This window comes from Methylosarcina fibrata AML-C10 (genome assembly GCF_000372865.1).
GTDB lineage: Bacteria > Pseudomonadota > Gammaproteobacteria > Methylococcales > Methylomonadaceae > Methylosarcina > Methylosarcina fibrata.
Genome location: NZ_KB889965.1, coordinates 2703770 through 2721504 on the forward strand (window position 1 = coordinate 2703770; position 17735 = coordinate 2721504).

17 protein-coding genes are annotated in these 17735 nt (G+C 56.3%); 10 read left to right on the plus strand and 7 right to left on the minus strand.

What is annotated here, in order from left to right:
* Positions 1-10: 10 nt before the first annotated feature.
* The 5 genes from mtnA to rpiA all read left to right on the plus strand — a co-directional run bounded on the left by mtnA (position 11) and on the right by rpiA (position 4356).
* Positions 11-1045: an S-methyl-5-thioribose-1-phosphate isomerase gene (gene mtnA, locus A3OW_RS0112755; protein WP_026223564.1), complete on the plus strand. Its 1035-nt coding sequence runs from the start codon at positions 11-13 to the stop codon at positions 1043-1045.
* Positions 1046-1137: 92 nt separating this feature from the next.
* The gene (gene cysZ, locus A3OW_RS0112760; RefSeq protein ID WP_020563829.1) at positions 1138-1860 is read left to right on the plus strand and encodes a sulfate transporter CysZ; all 723 of its coding nucleotides are present in this window, start codon (positions 1138-1140) and stop codon (positions 1858-1860) included.
* Between the two features lie 67 nt (positions 1861-1927).
* The gene (galE, locus tag A3OW_RS0112765; protein ID WP_020563830.1) at positions 1928-2986 is read left to right on the plus strand and encodes a UDP-glucose 4-epimerase GalE; all 1059 of its coding nucleotides are present in this window, start codon (positions 1928-1930) and stop codon (positions 2984-2986) included.
* 121 nt (positions 2987-3107) lie between these two features.
* On the plus strand, positions 3108-3566 hold the full coding sequence (locus tag A3OW_RS0112770; protein WP_020563831.1) for an EVE domain-containing protein: 459 nt from the start codon (positions 3108-3110) through the stop codon (positions 3564-3566).
* Between the two features lie 136 nt (positions 3567-3702).
* Positions 3703-4356 (plus strand): ribose-5-phosphate isomerase RpiA, encoded by a 654-nt coding sequence (rpiA, locus tag A3OW_RS0112775; RefSeq protein WP_020563832.1) that lies wholly within the window; start codon positions 3703-3705, stop codon positions 4354-4356.
* A gap of 229 nt (positions 4357-4585) precedes the next feature.
* Here rpiA and A3OW_RS0112780 read toward each other — a convergent pair whose 3' ends face one another.
* The 3 genes from A3OW_RS0112780 to apbC all read right to left on the minus strand — a co-directional run bounded on the left by A3OW_RS0112780 (position 4586) and on the right by apbC (position 7849).
* Positions 4586-5233, minus strand: coding sequence for a hypothetical protein (locus tag A3OW_RS0112780; protein ID WP_020563833.1), 648 nt, complete (start codon positions 5231-5233; stop codon positions 4586-4588).
* Positions 5234-5732: 499 nt separating this feature from the next.
* Positions 5733-6647 carry a toll/interleukin-1 receptor domain-containing protein gene (locus tag A3OW_RS26485; RefSeq protein WP_020563834.1) on the minus strand — a complete coding sequence of 305 codons (915 nt, stop codon included), beginning with the start codon at positions 6645-6647 and terminating at the stop codon, positions 5733-5735.
* Positions 6648-6757: 110 nt separating this feature from the next.
* Positions 6758-7849 carry an iron-sulfur cluster carrier protein ApbC gene (gene apbC / locus A3OW_RS0112790; RefSeq protein WP_020563835.1) on the minus strand — a complete coding sequence of 364 codons (1092 nt, stop codon included), beginning with the start codon at positions 7847-7849 and terminating at the stop codon, positions 6758-6760.
* Between the two features lie 255 nt (positions 7850-8104).
* On the opposite strand from apbC, the gene metG reads away from it, so the two are divergent.
* The 3 genes from metG (at position 8105) to A3OW_RS0112810 (ending at position 11267) form a co-directional block, all read left to right on the plus strand.
* Positions 8105-10126: a methionine--tRNA ligase gene (metG, locus tag A3OW_RS0112795; protein ID WP_020563836.1), complete on the plus strand. Its 2022-nt coding sequence runs from the start codon at positions 8105-8107 to the stop codon at positions 10124-10126.
* A 242-nt stretch (positions 10127-10368) separates the two neighbouring features.
* On the plus strand, positions 10369-10809 hold the full coding sequence (locus tag A3OW_RS0112805) for an antitoxin Xre/MbcA/ParS toxin-binding domain-containing protein (RefSeq protein ID WP_198291317.1): 441 nt from the start codon (positions 10369-10371) through the stop codon (positions 10807-10809).
* Positions 10809-11267, plus strand: a complete 459-nt coding sequence (locus A3OW_RS0112810) for an RES family NAD+ phosphorylase (RefSeq protein WP_020563839.1) — start codon at positions 10809-10811, stop codon at positions 11265-11267. Before A3OW_RS0112805 ends, A3OW_RS0112810 begins: the two co-directional genes overlap by 1 nt.
* 48 nt (positions 11268-11315) lie before the next feature.
* Here A3OW_RS0112810 and A3OW_RS0112815 read toward each other — a convergent pair whose 3' ends face one another.
* Positions 11316-12110 (minus strand): inositol monophosphatase family protein, encoded by a 795-nt coding sequence (locus A3OW_RS0112815; RefSeq protein ID WP_020563840.1) that lies wholly within the window; start codon positions 12108-12110, stop codon positions 11316-11318.
* 88 nt (positions 12111-12198) lie between these two features.
* Between A3OW_RS0112815 and A3OW_RS0112820 the strand changes: the two genes are divergently transcribed.
* Together A3OW_RS0112820 and cysE are read left to right on the plus strand one after the other, a co-directional pair.
* Positions 12199-12924: an RNA methyltransferase gene (locus tag A3OW_RS0112820; RefSeq protein WP_020563841.1), complete on the plus strand. Its 726-nt coding sequence runs from the start codon at positions 12199-12201 to the stop codon at positions 12922-12924.
* 77 nt (positions 12925-13001) lie between these two features.
* Complete coding sequence (gene cysE / locus A3OW_RS0112825) at positions 13002-13781, plus strand: serine O-acetyltransferase (protein WP_020563842.1); 780 nt, start codon at positions 13002-13004, stop codon at positions 13779-13781.
* Between the two features lie 320 nt (positions 13782-14101).
* On the opposite strand, the gene A3OW_RS0112830 is transcribed toward cysE, so the two are convergent.
* The 3 genes from A3OW_RS0112830 to A3OW_RS0112840 form a co-directional block, all read right to left on the minus strand.
* A complete protein-coding gene (locus tag A3OW_RS0112830) occupies positions 14102-14905 on the minus strand; it encodes a hypothetical protein (protein ID WP_026223565.1) in 804 nt (267 codons plus the stop codon).
* Between the two features lie 301 nt (positions 14906-15206).
* Positions 15207-17372 carry a zeta toxin family protein gene (locus A3OW_RS0112835; protein ID WP_020563843.1) on the minus strand — a complete coding sequence of 722 codons (2166 nt, stop codon included), beginning with the start codon at positions 17370-17372 and terminating at the stop codon, positions 15207-15209.
* Between the two features lie 107 nt (positions 17373-17479).
* The gene (locus tag A3OW_RS0112840) at positions 17480-17710 is read right to left on the minus strand and encodes a sulfurtransferase TusA family protein (RefSeq protein ID WP_026223566.1); all 231 of its coding nucleotides are present in this window, start codon (positions 17708-17710) and stop codon (positions 17480-17482) included.
* Positions 17711-17735: the final 25 nt, after the last annotated feature.

Below are 17735 nucleotides of genomic sequence, written 5' to 3' on the forward strand. Positions count from 1 at the left end.
TTAGTAAAAAATGACTGAACAAAACCGACCAAACGTACAGGCCCTGATCTGGACAGGGGATTCCTTAAAGGTATTGGATCAACGTCAATTGCCCGACGTCAGCGTTTACGACGAATACCGAGACGCGGAAGGCGTCGCGGAAGCCATCGCCACGATGCGGGTGCGCGGAGCGCCGGCCATCGGCATTGCCGCGGCTTACGGCGTGGTATTGTCCTGTCTGCGGCATTTCGATGAAAACCCGGCGGACTGGCGCGCCCGGGTTGAGGCCGATAGCGAGCGCCTGGCCAAATCCCGGCCGACGGCGGTCAATCTGTTTTGGGCGCTGGCGCAGATGAAGGCCGTCCTGGACCAGCCTTCCGATAATCCCTTGCCGGCCTTGCGCGCACGGGCGGAAAAAATTCATGCCGACGACATCGCCGACAACCGAAGAATGGGTGAATTGGGCGCCGATCTGTTGCAAGGGGCGGCCGGCGTGCTGACCCACTGCAATACCGGCGCGCTGGCGACCGGCGGCTACGGCACCGCGCTCGGCGTCATCCGCAGCGCTTATCGAAGAAATCCTTTGGCCGTCTACGCCGGCGAAACCCGACCCTGGCTGCAGGGCGCCCGGCTGACGATCTGGGAATTGTCTCAGGACGGCATTCCGGCGACGCTGATTGCCGACTCGGCGGCCGCCTGGCTGATGAAATCCGGCGCCGTCAACTGGGTCGTGGTCGGTGCGGACCGTATCGCCGCCAACGGCGATACGGCCAACAAGATCGGCACTTATGCGCTGGCCGTGCTGGCCCGGCAGCACGGTGTCAAGGTCATGGTAGCGGCGCCGACTTCGACCCTCGATCCGGGCATCGAGTCCGGCAACGATATCGAGATCGAACAGCGCAATCCGAACGAACTCTTGCCCGCCTGTTATACGGAAAACTCTTTAATAACCGCGTGGAATCCGGTGTTCGACGTAACGCCGGCCGCCCTGATTTCGGCCATCGTCACCGAGCGCGGCGTGATCCTGAACCCATCCGAACACGGCGTGAGATCATTGCTCCAATAAAGCTCCGTCACGAGTAAAGTAACGGATATACTCCGAATTGGGTGTATATCCTTCGCTCCCGGCAAAGCATCCTGGTAGAGGCCAATTTCATTATGTTTGCAAAAAGTAAAAGCAATAACCCGCTGTCGGCCATAGGCTATTTTTTCCAGGGCCTGAAACTATTGACCCGGCCCGAACTTCGCCCGTTTCTGACGTATCCGGTGTTGATCAACCTGGTGCTGTACGGCGGCGCCATCACGATCGGTTATCACTATATCAACCAGTTCATGGCTCATTTTATTCCGGACTGGCTGCAATGGCTCAACTGGATCTTATGGCCGCTGATTTTTATCTGTTTCCTGATCGTCGTTTTCTTTTCCTTCACGGTACTGGCCAATCTCATTGCCGCGCCGTTCTATGGAAAACTGGCGGCAAAAACCCGGGAGCTGCTGCTCGCCCGGCCGCAAGATACGGTAGCCGAGCCGCCTTTGGCCAGGATCGTAGCCGCCGAATTCAGGCGGGCCGGCTACCTTTCGGCCCGGGCATTGCCGCTGCTCGTGCTGTTCGTCGTTCCCGGCCTCAACATCCTTGCTCCGTTTCTCTGGGCCTTGTTCGGAGCCTGGGCCATGGCCCTGGAATTCATGGCCTACCCTCTCGAAAACGAAGGCGTCCTGTTTTCGGAGCAGAGACAACTGGCCAAAGACATGCGGTTAGGAACGCTCAGCTTCGGCGGCATCGTCATGATGGGATTGACCCTGCCTCTGCTCAATCTGGTCGTCGCTCCGGCCGCCGTTATTGGAGCTACACTGTATGTGAACGACATAAAACAGGAATAAAACGGTATCGGCAGCCGATATTCCCAATAACAGCGACATATTGATAGAAACGAAGAGGTCATCACCCATGAGCAACAACAAGGTTATCCTGGTCACCGGCGGCGCGGGCTACATAGGCAGCCACGCCTGTGTGGAATTGCTGCAGACTGATTACGACGTGGTCGTCATCGACAACCTTTCCAACAGCAAAACCGAATCCATCGATCGAATCGAACGGATAACCGGCAAAAAGGTCGCGTTTTACCCGGCCGATGTCCGCGACAAGACGGCGTTGACCAAGATATTCGACCGGCATCCCGTAGAAGCCGTGATCCATTTTGCCGGGCTGAAAGCCGTCGGCGAATCCTGCCGGCTGCCTTTGCACTATTACCAGAACAACATTTACGGCTCGCTGGTGCTGACGGAAGCCATGGCGGAAGCGAACGTCAAAAAGCTGGTTTTCAGTTCTTCGGCGACGGTTTACGGCGAGCCCGGCACCATCGAATACACCGAAGACCTGCCGGTATACGGCGCCACCAGCCCTTACGGGAAATCCAAAGGCATGATCGAAGACATCCTGAGGGACCTGTCGGCGGCCGATCGGATCCAGCGTCCGTCGAGTCCCTGGAAAATCGCCTTGCTGCGCTATTTCAACCCCATCGGCGCCCATGAAAGCGGCCTGATCGGAGAAGATCCCAACGGCATCCCCAACAATCTGATGCCTTATGTCGCCCAGGTTGCAATCGGCAAGCTGGAACAGCTCTCGGTGTTCGGCAACGATTATCCGACCCATGACGGAACCGGCGTCCGGGATTACATCCACGTGGTCGACCTGGTCAAGGGCCATATCAAGGCTCTGGAAGCGCTGGACGGCAGCCGCTTTCAGCAGGGCAACTGTCTCCCCTACAACCTGGGGTCCGGTCAGGGTTACAGCGTCCTGGACGTCATTCACACCTTCGAAAAAGTGACCGGAAAAAAAATCAATTTCAAATTCGCACCCCGCCGGGAAGGCGACATTGCCGCCTTCTATGCCAACCCTTCCCTGGCCTGGAAGGAACTCGGCTGGAAAACGGAAAAAAGCCTGGAAGAAATGATCGCCGATACCTGGCGCTGGCAAAGCATGAACCCCAACGGTTATTCCGTGTAAGAAATCCCGGACGGCCCGTATTGAGAATTCGGCATTTTCGAGCCGAACGTCAGGACAAGGCGGCCAACGACCGGAAAACCTCACCACCGGATTCATCAACGCTAAACTGGAGACCTGCCCGATGAATTACTGGCTAATGAAATCGGAGCCCGATGCATTCAGCATTACCGACCTCTATAACAGACCCGGCCAAACCGAGCATTGGGACGGCGTGCGCAATTACCAGGCCCGCAACATGATGCGGGACGAGATGAAGCTGGGCGATCAAGTGTTTTTTTACCATTCCAATTGCGAAGAGCCCGGCGTGGTCGGCATCATGGAAGTCGCCCGCGAAGGCTATCCCGACTTTACCGCCTTCGATCCCGAAAACAAACATTTCGATCCGAAAAGCGACCCGGCCAGTCCGCGCTGGATCATGGTGGACGTCAAGTACGTCCGGATCTTGTCCCGCACGATCACCCTCCGGGAACTCAAGGAGAAACCGGAGCTGTCGGATCTTGCCCTGGTCAAGCGCGGCAACCGCCTGTCGATCATGCCGGTTACGAAGAACCAGTGGGATTTCATCCTTTCGCTCGAATGAGCCGGACAGTCGCAGGCTCTCTTGGCCGCCTTTTCCGGATTTCCGGAAATAATTTAAAATTCGGCTGAACAATCCGGGCATCTGCGGTATTATCTGCCCTATTTATTAACCATTAAAACTATTAGGGGAGAGCTCCATGACGCAAGACGAATTGAAAAAGAAAGTTGCCGAGGCCGCTTTGAAATACATCAAAGACGTGCCTGTCATCGGCGTAGGCACCGGTTCCACCACCAATTTCTTTATCGAAATGCTGGCCGATTATAAAGCGGACATCGAAGGCGCCGTTTCAAGTTCGGTCGGCACCACCGAGCGGCTGAAAAAAGTCGGCATTCCCGTGCTCGACCTGAACGACGTCGGCACTCTTGAGGTTTATATCGACGGCGCCGACGAAATCAGTCCGCACAAACATCTGGTCAAGGGCGGCGGCGGCGCGTTGACCCGGGAAAAAATCATTGCCGCGGCCAGCAAAAAGTTTGTCTGTATCGCCGACGGCTCCAAATGCGTCGAACGGCTGGGCGCCTTTCCCCTGCCCATCGAAGTGATTCCGATGGCCAGAAGCTACGTGGCGAGAGAGATGGTCAAACTCGGCGGTCAGCCGGTATGGCGCGAAAACTTCGTCACCGACAACCACAATCATATTCTGGACGTCCGCAACCTGGACATCCTGGATCCGATCAAGATGGAACAAACGGTCAACAACATCACCGGAGTCGTCGCGGTCGGTCTGTTCGCCATGCGTCCCGCCGACATCGTGCTGGTCAGCAAAGGCGAAGAAATCATCACGCTGTGATAAGAACTTTCCGGAGATCCGTCGATTGCCCGGGAATTCCTTGCATTGAAATGCCTGCGTTCGAAGTCCGAAACCTCGGGGAAACAGACCTGTTGCGGGTCGTTTCCTTGAGCGCAGATCATCAGAGAAATTCAATACTCCCAAAAAAAGCCGCGCCAGAGGGCGCGGCTTTTTTGAATTAACCTGTCTTCACAGTCCGTATCCTAAGATAACGGAAGAAATCCTTTCATCAAGGGCAAAGCGGAGCCGCACCACCCGCCGCACAGGTCGTGGCGCCGGCAGGCACGCTTTCGGTCTTGACAAATTTCAGTTTCAGACCGGTCGAACGCGCCGTACCGCCGATTCCGGAAGCACTATCCCAGGAATAAATCATGCCCGCGTTGCTGGTTGCCTTGATGCTTTTCACCGCGCCGCTTTTGAAGCTGGGAGTCAAAATCAAAGTGCCCTCAAAGCCGGTATAGGCATAGCCGGTCGGAAAACCGGCCAATATCCGGCCCAATTGTGGGAAATAGACATAAGTCCAGTCCGAGCCCAGGCTGCCGTCGCTCAGTTCATACAGGCTGTCGGCAAACTCTCCCTGCTCCCATTGACCATTACCGTTAAGGCAGAACGACTGCAGGTCGTAAGAGTAGGAATCGGCGCCGTTCCATTTCAGACGAATAAAGCAATTATCCTTGCCGGTGTCGATAGGATAGCTTTTGACCACCCCCCATTTGGAAGGATCTGACGGAAAGTTTAACGCTTTCGGTATGGTGGTCTTGATACGGGCATTCAACCATACTCCGTCCAAATGGCCGTCATTGACCGCATAAGCCGATGTGCTCAGGGCGGCAGAACCGGCAAGCAACAGGACGGATAACAATCTCTCTTTCTTCATAATTAGCACACTCCTAAATATTAAATGCAAATAAATTTCTGGTTATACCGCTCAAGCATTGGCTACCTGATTATTGACAGCATCAGGGTCAGCAAAAATCCGGGCTGACTCCCGGAAAGCGTTTTGGAAATCGAAAAAATCAAAAAGAAATTTTAATGCCAGAAATCGCTCGACTTGCCTAATTCAGTATAGACAAGATTTAAAAAAAAGGATCTAACGTCCATTCACTGTACTGCCCCGAGGGAGAACTTGTTCATCATTCTATGCAATTAGAAATCGGCCAGGTGTGACCTTCATCGCAGAAACCAAGATCCATATCTGAAGAAACCTCTGGCCGATTTACCCGGAATCAAACGAGGCTCTAACAAGCTATGTAATACGCCATTTTTTCGGCAAGAGGCCCCCAGATATTTTTGCGAATGCAATTCCGAGGTTGAAGCGACAGCGGGGTAAAAACATGGTAAGAACACTCTAAACCCTGCTCGACGATAAGTGAAAACTATCTTTCCGAAGCCGATGTTTCCAAAATCCGAGCCTTATCCCGGCTCAATTCCACGGAGAGCGTCCGGTCGGAAAGGACCTCGGTTAATGTGCCGCGCAAGCGGTCTCCTTTCCAGCTCATCTCCAAATCGCCCCGATATTGGAATTGCTGGCTGTAAACCGGATCGAGATTGAATTCCAGGCGGCGCCCGTTGATGACACCGGTCCCTTTTTCATAGGACGTCTGCATGGCGGGATCGATCCTTTCGACCGAAAAACGATGGCCGTCTTGCCGGATAAGCAGGTAATCTCCTCCTTCAAAATACCAGTTTCCGTTCAGATCGGGCGTGGCAAAAAACAGTTGCGCGGCCCAGGCCAGGGCAACCGCTGCGGAGGTAATTCCGGCAGCCCACAAAATGCGCGCCGGCTTTTTACCGGCTAACGCAGGCTTTCCGAGGAATTTTCGGTAGCGGCCGAAGCCGGTCTCGGTGAGAGTCTGCAATAATCGCCCGACGTCATGGTCCCACCGGCTGTCGGTAAGCTCGATTGCCTGACGGTTGGCCAGCGCCGACAAAGAGCCGGGCAGTTCGGCGGCGGCAGGCATGGCCGCGCCGCCGACCAGAACCGGAATGACGACGATCCCCAATCGCAGAGCGGATTCGACTTCAATCCGCACATGATCGCCGGGATCGTCGAGCCGCCGCTTTCCCTGGCCATCTTCGGCATCCAGCCAATGCTTGCCGATGATAACCAGGAAAACCTTGGCTTTCTTCAAATACCGTTCGATGACCCGGACAAAATCGTCCCCCGGCTTGATGTCCTCGACGTCGCGAAAAATTTTTCTGGACCCCAACAAAGGTTCCAGAGAATCCGCCAACCGGCCGGCATAGCCGGCACTATCGGATCGCCGGTAGGATATGAAAATAGTCGACATCGCGCCTCCTCCTCGAAATAAAGCCCGTGACTCGGCCCGAACGGAGGGTGCGCCTCAATCGTGCCGTTTCTACCGAATAATAGACGATTTACGGCCGAAGGCAGCCGGCGTCAGGTATTCTGAACCACAATGTTCGGGAAGCGCGCGCTGAAATCCCGGGCTTTCAGGGCCAGCCTGGCCGCGGTTTTACGGGCGATCTCCTTGTAAATCTTCGCAGCGGTTCCCTCGGGATCGGCTACTACGGTCGGCCTGCCCGAATCGGCGAACTGACGGATCTTGATGTCGAGCGGCAGGGCGCCCAGAAAGTCGACGTGATTGGTTTCGGCCATCAGAGCGCCGCCGCCTTCGCCGAAAATGGCCTCGGCATGACCGCACTGGCTGCAAATATGCATGCTCATGTTTTCGACGATGCCCAGCACCGGCACGTTGACCTTCTGGAACATGCCGAGCCCCCGCTGAGCGTCGATCAGAGCAATGTCCTGCGGCGTCGTCACGATGATCGCGCCACTGACCGGAATCTGCTGCGCCAGGGTCAGTTGAATATCGCCGGTGCCGGGAGGCAAATCGACGATCAGATAATCCACATCCGTCCAGGCCGTCTCCTTCAGCAACTGTTGCAGTGCATTGGTCGCCATCGGCCCGCGCCAGATCATCGGCTGGCCGGCATCGATCAGATAGCCGATCGACATCGTCTGCACTCCGTAAGATATCTTGGGCTGCATTGTTTTGTTGTCGGCGCTGACCGGAAAGCCGGACACGCCCAGCATGGTCGGGATGCTGGGACCGTAAATGTCGGCGTCGAGCACGCCCACATTGGCGCCTTCGGCCGCCAGAGCCAGCGCGAGATTGACGGTCGTAGTCGATTTGCCGACGCCGCCCTTGCCCGAAGCCACGGCAATGATGTTCCTGACGTTGGGCAGCGGCTTCAGGCCCTGCTGCACCGCGTGTGAAATGATTTTGACCGAGGCTTCGACATAAACATCGCCCACGCCCGGCAGAGTTTTAAGACGCCGCTCCACTTCTTGGGTCAATACCGGCAAATAACTTTTGGCCGGATAACCAAGCTCGAGTTTGACGGTAAGCCGACCTTCCTCAATGAGGATCGCTTTGACCGATTTTGCGGAAACCAGATCGAGCTCGTGGTTGGGGTCGACGACTGTTTTTAACAGATCTTCAACATCTGATTTTTCGATGTTTGCCATGTTTTCTATTCCAGTGCTATTGAAGGGACGAGTAAACCACAGAAAGATAACCTATCGATTTACTCGGAATTGGCAACATTCTACAACAATTTGCCCTGTCCGGCAGGACTATAGCAACGGAAAGAATCAAAATCAAAGTCTTGCCGGACACGCGCCGTTCGCCGCGGCCCGGCTTCCGTAGATTCGGTAGCCGGGCCTGATTTATGCCATAATAGCGGACTTATTTATCTTCGTATTCGCCTGTTATCAAACACCATGTCCGATAGAAAAATTTTAGTCACAAGCGCTCTGCCCTACGCCAACGGCCCCATTCACCTGGGCCATCTGGTCGAATACATTCAAACCGACATTTGGGTGAGATTCCAGAAACAGTGCGGCCGGTCATGTTATTACGTCTGCGCCGACGATACGCATGGCACGCCGATCATGCTGCGGGCCGACAAGGAGGGCATTTCGCCCGAAGCACTGATCGCGCGGGTCGGCAAGGAGCATCTGGCCGATTTCACCGAATTCGGCGTCGCTTTCGACAATTACCACAGCACCCACTCCGAAGAAAACCGGACTTTTTCGGCATTGATTTATCAGCGGCTGAAGGAGGCCGGCCACATCAGCTCGCGCACGATCACGCAGGCCTTCGATCCGGTCAAAAACATGTTCCTGCCGGACCGATTCATCAAGGGCGAGTGCCCGAAATGCGGCGCACAGGATCAATACGGCGACAACTGCGAAGTCTGCGGCGCAACCTATGCGCCGACCGAACTGAAAAACGCGGTGTCGGCCATCTCCGGCGCGAAGCCGATCGAAAAGGAATCGGTCCATTATTTCTTCAATCTGGGCGATTTCGAAGGAATGCTCGGCGACTGGACTAACGACGGCGACCACCTGCAGCCGGAAGTCCGCAACAAGATGGCCGAATGGCTCGAAGGCGGCCTGCAGCAATGGGACATTTCGCGCGACGCGCCCTATTTCGGCTTCGAGATCCCGGATGCGCCGGGCAAATATTTCTATGTCTGGCTCGATGCGCCGATCGGCTACATGGCCAGCTTCAAAAACCTGTGCGACAACCGGGGCCTCAATTTCGACGAATTCTGGGCGAAGGACAGCGATGCCGAACTGTATCATTTCATCGGCAAGGACATCATCTATTTCCATGCACTGTTCTGGCCGGCGATGCTGCACGGCGCCGATTTCCGGACCCCGAGCGCGATCTTCGCGCACGGCTTTCTGACCGTGAACGGCGAAAAGATGTCCAAATCACGCGGCACCTTCATCACCGCGCGCACCTATCTGGACCATCTGAACCCGGAATACCTGCGCTATTATTTCGCCGCGAAACTCGGCGCCGGCGTCGACGACATCGATCTCAATTTCGACGACTTCACTCAGCGCGTGAATGCCGACCTGGTCGGCAAGGTCGTCAACATCGCCAGCCGCTGCGCCGGCTTCATCGCCAAGCGCTTCGACGGCAGGCTGGCGCCCCACTGCGCCGAACCCGGGCTGTGGCAGGACTTTATCGACGCGAACGAATCGATCGCCCGCCATTACGAAACGCGCGAATTCGGCAAGGCGATGCGCGACATCATGGCGCTCGCCGACAAGGCCAATCAATACATCGACGAGAAAAAGCCCTGGCTGATCGCCAAGGAAGAAGGCAAGGACTCGGAGTTGCACAACGTTTGCTCGATGGGCGTCAACCTGTTCCGCCTGCTCGCCGCTTATCTGCGTCCGGTGCTGCCGAAACTTGCCGCCGACGCCGAGGATTTTCTGAACATCGGCCCGCAGCCCTGGCCGAATCTGGCGGGCCCCCTGCTGGATCATCCGATCAACCCTTTCAAGCCGTTGATGACGCGGGTCGAGCCCGACAAAATCACGGCGATCGTCGAAGCTTCGAAGGAAAATCTCGAAAAAACGCCGGTGCAGCCGAAAGCAAAGACCTGCGAATCGATTGCCGCGACGATCGATTACGACGACTTCGCGAAAATCGATCTGCGCATCGCCAAAATTCTGAAGGCCCGGCATGTCGATGGCTCGGACAAGCTGCTGCAATTGACCGTCGATATCGGCGACGAAACGCGCAACATTTTCGCCGGCATCAAAACCGCCTACGCACCGGAAGACCTCGAAGGCAGGCTGACCGTCGTGGTCGTCAATCTGGCCCCGCGAAAAATGCGTTTCGGCGTCTCCGAAGGCATGGTCCTGGCGGCCGGTCCCGGCGGCAAGGATTTGTGGGTGTTAAGCCCGGATGCAGGCGCGCAGCCGGGCATGCGGGTCAAGTAACTCGGCCGGCGTATCCGAGACAGTCCTCGGGTACGTCAACCGCTCCGACTCGCCTCGGTAGAAGGGCACGCACGGCACACCCTTCTCGAAGCATGAATTGACGCCGATTTCGAAAAAGCTGACGATGCCTCCTGCCTGGCTTCTTTGAAGAAGCCTTTGCTTACCCTGGTGCGGCAAGTGCCAAGGCATTCCTCTTGACAAAAAGTATCATTTGATCCATAAATACCGAAAAAATGATACCCGTGAGTCCTGACATGCTGCTCGTTTCTCCCGAAAACATCGCTTCCGTGCTGGAACTGGAAGTCGTTCCCCATTCCTTCGCCGAACTCGACCGGATGATCGCCGAAGGGCTGCCCAAGAAAGCGCTCAAGGCGAGCATCGAGCGGATCGGTTTGACTCTGGAAGAAAAAAAGCGCCTTTTGTACCGGATCGTGCCCGAAGCCACCTACAAACGCCGCCGCAACAAACTGACCGCTGAAGAATCGGGACGGGCCGAACGCCTCGCCAGGGTTTATGCGACCGCGCAATATGTATGGGATTCCGACGAGGATGCGAGAACGTTTCTGCATAGGCCTCATCCGATGTTGAGCGGCCAAACGCCGCTCGATGTGTCGATGACCGAACTCGGAGCCCGCCGGGTCGAAGAACTGCTCTGGAAACTGTTTTACGGCATCGCCGCCTGATGCGGATTTTCCGTATCGCCGACAGCCGCCATCCGGTTTGGGACGGCGCCGGCGCGGCCCTGACCGGCGGCCGTTGGAACAGCCCAGGCCAACCGGTCATTTACGGTTCTTTGAGCTATTCCTGCGCCCTGCTCGAAATTCTGGCTCATGCCAATACCGGGCGGATTCCGAAGACGCACGGCTACGTGATCGCGGAAGTGCCGGACGGCATCCCGATCGAAACGTACGACGCCGACTCGCTGCCCCCGGGCTGGGATCTTGAAAACAGTGCATCGGCCAGAGCTTTCGGCGACCTGTGGCTGCAGGAAGCAAGGACGGCAATCCTGGTGGTTCCGTCGGTGGTCGCCCGGCTGGACGCCAACGCGCTGGTCAATCCCAATCATCCGGATGCGAGACGGCTGTCCGTTTCTTCGATCGAAACGATTGTATGGGATGCTCGGCTTTTCGAAAAAAGATAAACTTGTCCGACTCGCTCTGGCGGCAGCCGCAGACAAAACGCTCTTTATTTACCGCAAACTCTGCGTCACATGCGGCTCGATCAACTGATACATGATCTGGTGCATTTTCGGATTGCCGGCGATCAGATTGCCGGATTCGATGTATTTGTCGTTGAAGGAAAAATCGGTGACCACGCCGCCGGCTTCCTTGATTAACAGCACGCCGGCCGCCATATCCCATTCCATCAGGCCGATTTCCCAGAAGCCGTCCAGACGGCCGGCGGCGACATAGGCCAGATCGAGAGCCGCGGAACCCGCACGGCGGATGCCGGCCGAATCGGTCGTGATCGCTTTGAACATGCCCACGTAGGCGTCCAGATGAGCAGCCGTCTTGAACGGAAAACCGGTGCCGATCAACGCGCCTTTCATGCCGCTTTGCCGGGTAACCCGGATCCGGCGATTGTTGAGCATCGCGCCGCCGCCGCGCCTGGCGGTAAAGAGTTCGTCGCGGAGAGGATCGTAGATGACGCCCACTTCGAGCCTGCCTTTGACTTTCAACGCGATCGAGACCGCATACTGCGGAAAACCGTGCAGAAAATTGGTCGTTCCGTCCAGAGGATCGATAATCCAGACAAACTCGTTGCCTTTGTGAGCGCCGCTTTCTTCGGCGAGGATGGCGTGATCAGGATAGGCGGCACGAATAATATTGATGATTTCCCGTTCCGACTTACGGTCGACTTCGCTGGCAAAATCGTTCTTGCCTTTCTGGTCGACTTGCAGGTGGCCGATGTTGTCGGTCGAGCGAAGAATCAGGTCGCCCGCGCTTCTTGCGGCGCGAACGGCAATATTGAGCATCGGTTGCATAGACTGAATTGGTAATGAGCATAGAAAACATCATAGGATACCAAATCTTTTGTTAAACTTGGCTGTTTTTTCAACGAGGGAAACGACATTGTTGTCCGACGTCAAAATCGTTCTGGTCGGAACGACCCATCCCGGCAATATCGGCGCCGTCGCCAGGGCTATGAAGAACATGAATATGAGCCAGCTCTGCCTGGTGGCTCCGAAGATTTTTCCGAGCGCCGACGCCACGGCCAGAGCTTCGGGAGCGGATGATGTTCTTGCCGGCGCCATGGTTTGCCAAACATTGCAGGAAGCGATTGCCGATTGCCGGATCGTATTCGGCGCCAGCGCCCGTTCCCGGACGATCAGTTGGCCGGAAATGACGCCGAAAGAGTGCGCCGAGGAAATTTTCGTTCGCCGACCTGGACACCGGGCGGCCATTGTGTTCGGCCGGGAACATTCGGGCCTGACCAATGAAGAACTCGACTTGTGCCGGTATCTGGTGCACATTCCCTGCAATCCCAAATTCAGTTCGCTGAATCTCGCGGCGGCGGTGCAGGTCGTCTGCTACGAGCTGTTTGTCGCCGCCGGCATCGACGACCGCAATGCAATCGGCGATAAAGGAGAGCATCCCCTGGCGACTTCGGCGCAAATGGAATCTTTCTACGCGCATCTTTATCAAACGTTGATCGATACCGGCTATCTCCAGGTCGAGCAGTCGAAGTCGACCATGCGCCGGCTGCGCCGCATTTACAACCGTGCCCAACTGGACACGAAAGAAGTAGACATGCTGCGGGGTATTTTGAGAATGACTCAAGGTGAACATCGAAACTGAGGTTGAAGCGGCCCAGCCCTCGGCACGCCGCCTTCCCGGAGCTTTTCCACGCTTACCCCGCCGATCAAGGATAATAAATGATTAGTTTAATAGACCGAATAAAAGAAGACATTGCCTGTGTATTCGAGCGCGATCCGGCCGCCCAGTCGGTACTGGAAGTCATTACCGCTTATCCCGGCTTTCATGCCGTCTTGATCCATCGGTTCAGCCATTTCCTGTGGCAAAAAGGATTCCGATGGCTGGCCCGGATGACCTCCCATATCGGCCGCTGGCTCACCGGCATCGAAATCCATCCCGGCGCCCGGATCGGCCGGCGCTTCTTTATCGATCACGGCATGGGCGTCGTCATCGGCGAAACCGCGGTCATCGGCGACGACTGCACCCTGTATCACGGGGTTACCCTGGGCGGGACCTCCTGGAAAAAAGGCAAGCGCCATCCGACGCTGCAGGACGGCGTGGTGATCGGCGCGGGCGCCAAAGTGTTGGGACCTATCGAAATCGGCCAGGGAGCGCGCGTCGGTTCCAATTCCGTGGTCTTGAAACCGGTTCCTCCCGGCGCCACGGTAGTGGGCATTCCGGGACATCTGATCGACCCCAGCGTCAAAAAAGGCAATGCCGAAAGGGAAGCAATGGCCTACCGAATGGGCTTCGACCCTTACGGCGCCAAGGCCGACATGCCGGACCCCGTCGCCAACGCGATCAATCGAATGCTCGATCACATACACGCCATGGACGTGCAATTGGAAAACATGAAAAAATCGCTGAATGCGGCCGGCATCGAGTACGCCGAGCCGCCCATACCCAAACTCGACGGCTGTGAAATCGAAGACAGCTATGAAGAAAAAAGTGAAATTTAGCGAATCGTCAAGCGCCGCCTGAAAGAAACGCCAAAACGCGATGCCGGCGTCGACGACTGGCCGAAACCGCCCGTTCCGTCAGGGTGTATTCCCGCCGTTCGCTGCGTTCTCGCCGAAACGTTGATTTCGAACCGAACCAAGAAGACTTCATTCCGAAGTCTTTGCCCGATAGCGCCCGGGCAACCTTGACCGGTGTGGACCGGAAAGACCTGCCAGGTTTTTGAAACCTGGCAGGTCTTTTATCGCACAGCGCCCGGCCGTTTGCGACGCCTTCGGCAGGCTCGAATCCGTACGCTCGAATCGAAAAGGCTCTAGTTTCCTTACCCTTTGTCGCTCAGCAAAGGCGCGAAAGGCTTGAAAGTTTCATTATGGTGTTGATTGCAGACGGTGAACTGATATTTTTGTTTGTTGATCGTCCGCTGAAGATGCCCCAGATTGGTGGTATGCTTGCACTGCGTGCCTTTGACGGTACTGGCCTGGCATTGCTTGCCGTCGTCCAGATGAATGACGCTGCTGGCCGGCTTGGCCGGAGCCGCTTCGGCGGAAGATTCGCTGACCGGCTCGGACGAAGGGGCTGTTTCCGGGGCAGTCGCCTTCTCATAAGCAACTTTGGCTTTCTCAGGCTGGGCCGCCGCGGTTTTTGCTGCCGGCTGTGCCGTTTTTTTAGGCTCCGCCGCGGCTTCTTTGACGGCTTCGGTTTCATGGGTGCCGGCTCTGCTTTTGCCGGCCAGATATCTGCCGACGCCGGTTACGGGTTCGGGTTCCGGCGCGGGAGCCGGCGCCTCCTTCACAACTGGCTTGGCCGCCCTGCCCTGGCCTGCAAGATATCTTGCCACACCGGTCAAAGGCTCTTGCGGAGCGGCTTCGGAAGCGGCGGCCGGCGCGCCTCCTGCTGCCAGAAGAGCCTGTCTGGCCAGATATTTTTCTACTCCGGTGGCGGTAGGCGGAACAGATGCAGCTTCTTTTGCTTGTGCAGCCAGCTCCTGTTGAGCTATGTATTTTGCAACCCTTGAAAGACCGGCGGGTTCCGGCTCTTCTTCGCGGTAGATATTTTCATGAGCAATCGGGCCGGCCAACTTGCTGCTGGCGAAGCTGATAAACTGTTCAAACAAATTTTTTGCCATATTGTGTACCTTTGGTTTTACTTGATAGAAATCGATTGGACAATCATATTCCAAACCCAATCCCTGGTAAAGGGATAGAAGGTCCCTTATACCCTAAAATCACCAGGATTTATTCTTTAATTTTTGCTGCATCGATCATTCGCTTTCAACCAATCATCGGCTTGATTTTTTCTAGGCGGAATCGCCGGTCGAGTCAGGCAGCAGCATAATCCGGCACGACAAAGCCGAAAGCACGGGGTCGCGCTAACGCCCGGCAATGGTTCCCTGCCTTGTCCAGCTTTCGCACGAACGCCATGACCGGTTACGGAGCCCCCTGCAAGCGGGTCATCCAGGGCTCCTGCGAGTGCGGATCGACGTGAAACGCCAGTGCTTCGGGTTTGTGCAGCAAGCCTTCCGGCCCCGAAGCGTTGGGATTCAACTGTCTTTTTTCGATAAAATCAACCAGACGCCGGGTATGGTAAACGGCCAATACTCGGTTGCCGTTAGGTAGCGGATAAATCTGAAAAGCGGCATTGCCTTCGGAGAAGGCGGGATTTCTTTCAAGCAGGGCGGCCAGCCGGCCGGGCTCGCTGCCGGCCAGAATTTTCAACAAGGAATTCTCGTCGCGGCCGATCAAATCACGGTAATGGCCGACAAGCGTACCGTTCAATTGATGCTGCTGCAGGATCGAGACGGCCTCGTCCGGGACATTGAAACTTTCCGCCACCAGATAATGCCGTCCTTTTTCACCGTCGTTCGCAAACAGTGAAATTTTATCGAGCGCCCGGTCTTCCAGCGCATTGAGAAACGACTCGGGCGAGCGCATGTGTTTGTAGACCGTAATGACCCAGGGCAAGGCGCGTCCCGTTTCCTGGAACCGGCTCTTCACGCTGTCGATGACTCCCGACCGGAACAATTCTTCCTCTCGGCCTTCCGGCTTGACGATAAAGGCATCGACCGCCGCGATTTGCGTATGGAATCCGGCTTCCTTGAATTGCCTGACCAAGCCGGCATAGCGGGGCGCGTAAGGAATGCTGGTGCCGTCGTAAAGCAGATTGATGCCCATGACTCTCGCCTGTTCGGCCACCATGTCGCGCAACCGGTTGGCGAAGGGCTCGACGTAGACGTAATCGTCGCTGTGGTGGCTGGCTGCGGTCAGCACCCGGTACAGATCGCTCACTTTACGGAATTCATCCAGCGAAGCCACCACGAAATTGTCGCCGCATTGCGCCCTGGCGATTTCCTCGACCGCGGTTTTGCCCGCGCCCGCTCCGCCCATACACATGAACAGCTTGGGCCTGGGATCGGGGGTTTTGCCTTGGAAAATCGCTTCCTTGGCCGTTTCCAGCAACTTGATGATCTGACTCAGCCGGTCGTAAGCGATTTCAACGGTACGCTCGAGCCGTTGGTCGCCGTCCGAGGCGGCCAGCAGCTTGCGCTTGAGCGCCTCGTTACCGGCCAGTTGATAGAGCGGCGCCTCGCGTCCTTCGCACTGCTTGAGCAATTCGAGCAGTTCGGTATGGCTGGGCGAACGCAAGCCGGTCAGCATGTTGATGTCCAGGCAAAAAAGAGGCGCCGCTCCGTTTTCGCCGATGCGGATGCCGTCGATTTCCTTCTTTTCCGGCAGGCGCAGCGTTTCCGTGCCCGGCAGATAGCCGATCACATTTTCCGAAACGCTGAGCGGATAATCGGCCAGGAGCGTGCCCGCCCGGAACAGTTCTTCCTTGATGCTGTCCAGCGGCACCAGTCCGCCGTTGACCGAAACCAGGCATTCGACGCCCGTTTCCGTTCGATGGGACAAAAAGGGAATGCCCGCTATGAATTTCTTGTTCTCCGGCCATTTGCCGTAGGCGTTGGGCCGGTTTTGCAGATTCTTGGTGCGCACGGGATCCAGCGCATGCTGAAAGGCCAGCGTAATCTGCTCCCGTCCGCTGCGGGCATCGTGCAGCGCGGCGGTATCGTCGGCCGTCAGCCGCCTGAAATCGATGCCCTGTTCGTAGACGCTTTTGAATGCCGGTAATTTGCCGAGGACGGTCATGAAGAAATCCAGGGTCAACCGGTTGCCGTAAGAAAAAGGCCGGATACTGCGCATTTTCAAATAAAAATCGGCCAGCCGTTCGGCAATGTTGTCGTTGTGGATGACGAAGCCGTTGTTGTCGAAAATGGCGGTGTCCCGGTTGTTGTCGCCGTCCAGCACCAGGCGCCCCACGGTCTTGCGGAATTCCTGGCGCTTCGCGGGATCGGGCATGGCGCCGGGACGGTGATCGACGGTCGGCTGGTCCATCCAGTCGTGGAATATTTCGCGATGAATGAATGAAAACAATCCGGTGAGATAGGTGACCCGCTTGGTCTGATCGTGCGAGACCGTCGCCTCCGCCTCCTGACGCAGCGCCGACAAGACCACACAGCCGCGCGCAATGGCCAGTACCGTACGCAATTTCTTGAGCTGCCGGTATCCTGCAATGGTTGAACGGGAGTCTTTGTTCATTCTAAGCCGCCTTGTTCTATGGCACTGGCTCGACCTGCTGCCGGAAAAAAATCGGTTCAGTCATGGGGACGTCTCAAGACTTGCTCATTGCCGGGAAGAGCATAACGCTATTTTTTCCGGATATAAAAAACCTGAATATCGGATTTTCTGACAAATTCGATAATCTGATGGCCGGCCTGATCGGCATAAACGCCCACGTCCAGATGCGCGGCAGGATCCGTGGCAATCACTTTGACTATATCGCCGCTGGCCATGCCTACCAGGGCTTTTTTCAGGCGCAATAAGGGTAACGGACAATTTAACCCGGTGGCATCCACTTCTACGTCAAATTCAATCATCGCTCGATTATAGATTTTAATACGG

Excerpts from the sequence above, each read along its gene's own strand:
- cysE (WP_020563842.1), top strand. The coding sequence starts at position 13,002 with ATGATTAGTTTAATAGACCGAATAAAAGAAGACATTGCCTGTGTATTC.
- galE (WP_020563830.1), top strand. The coding sequence starts at position 1,928 with ATGAGCAACAACAAGGTTATCCTGGTCACCGGCGGCGCGGGCTACATA.
- A3OW_RS0112840 (WP_026223566.1), bottom strand. The coding sequence starts at position 17,710 with ATGATTGAATTTGACGTAGAAGTGGATGCCACCGGGTTAAATTGTCCG.
- rpiA (WP_020563832.1), top strand. The coding sequence starts at position 3,703 with ATGACGCAAGACGAATTGAAAAAGAAAGTTGCCGAGGCCGCTTTGAAA.
- A3OW_RS0112835 (WP_020563843.1), bottom strand. The coding sequence starts at position 17,372 with ATGAACAAAGACTCCCGTTCAACCATTGCAGGATACCGGCAGCTCAAG.
- A3OW_RS0112780 (WP_020563833.1), bottom strand. The coding sequence starts at position 5,233 with ATGAAGAAAGAGAGATTGTTATCCGTCCTGTTGCTTGCCGGTTCTGCC.
- A3OW_RS0112815 (WP_020563840.1), bottom strand. The coding sequence starts at position 12,110 with ATGCAACCGATGCTCAATATTGCCGTTCGCGCCGCAAGAAGCGCGGGC.
- A3OW_RS0112810 (WP_020563839.1), top strand. The coding sequence starts at position 10,809 with ATGCGGATTTTCCGTATCGCCGACAGCCGCCATCCGGTTTGGGACGGC.
- cysZ (WP_020563829.1), top strand. The coding sequence starts at position 1,138 with ATGTTTGCAAAAAGTAAAAGCAATAACCCGCTGTCGGCCATAGGCTAT.
- A3OW_RS0112830 (WP_026223565.1), bottom strand. The coding sequence starts at position 14,905 with ATGGCAAAAAATTTGTTTGAACAGTTTATCAGCTTCGCCAGCAGCAAG.
- mtnA (WP_026223564.1), top strand. The coding sequence starts at position 11 with ATGACTGAACAAAACCGACCAAACGTACAGGCCCTGATCTGGACAGGG.
- A3OW_RS26485 (WP_020563834.1), bottom strand. The coding sequence starts at position 6,647 with ATGTCGACTATTTTCATATCCTACCGGCGATCCGATAGTGCCGGCTAT.
- A3OW_RS0112770 (WP_020563831.1), top strand. The coding sequence starts at position 3,108 with ATGAATTACTGGCTAATGAAATCGGAGCCCGATGCATTCAGCATTACC.
- apbC (WP_020563835.1), bottom strand. The coding sequence starts at position 7,849 with ATGGCAAACATCGAAAAATCAGATGTTGAAGATCTGTTAAAAACAGTC.
- metG (WP_020563836.1), top strand. The coding sequence starts at position 8,105 with ATGTCCGATAGAAAAATTTTAGTCACAAGCGCTCTGCCCTACGCCAAC.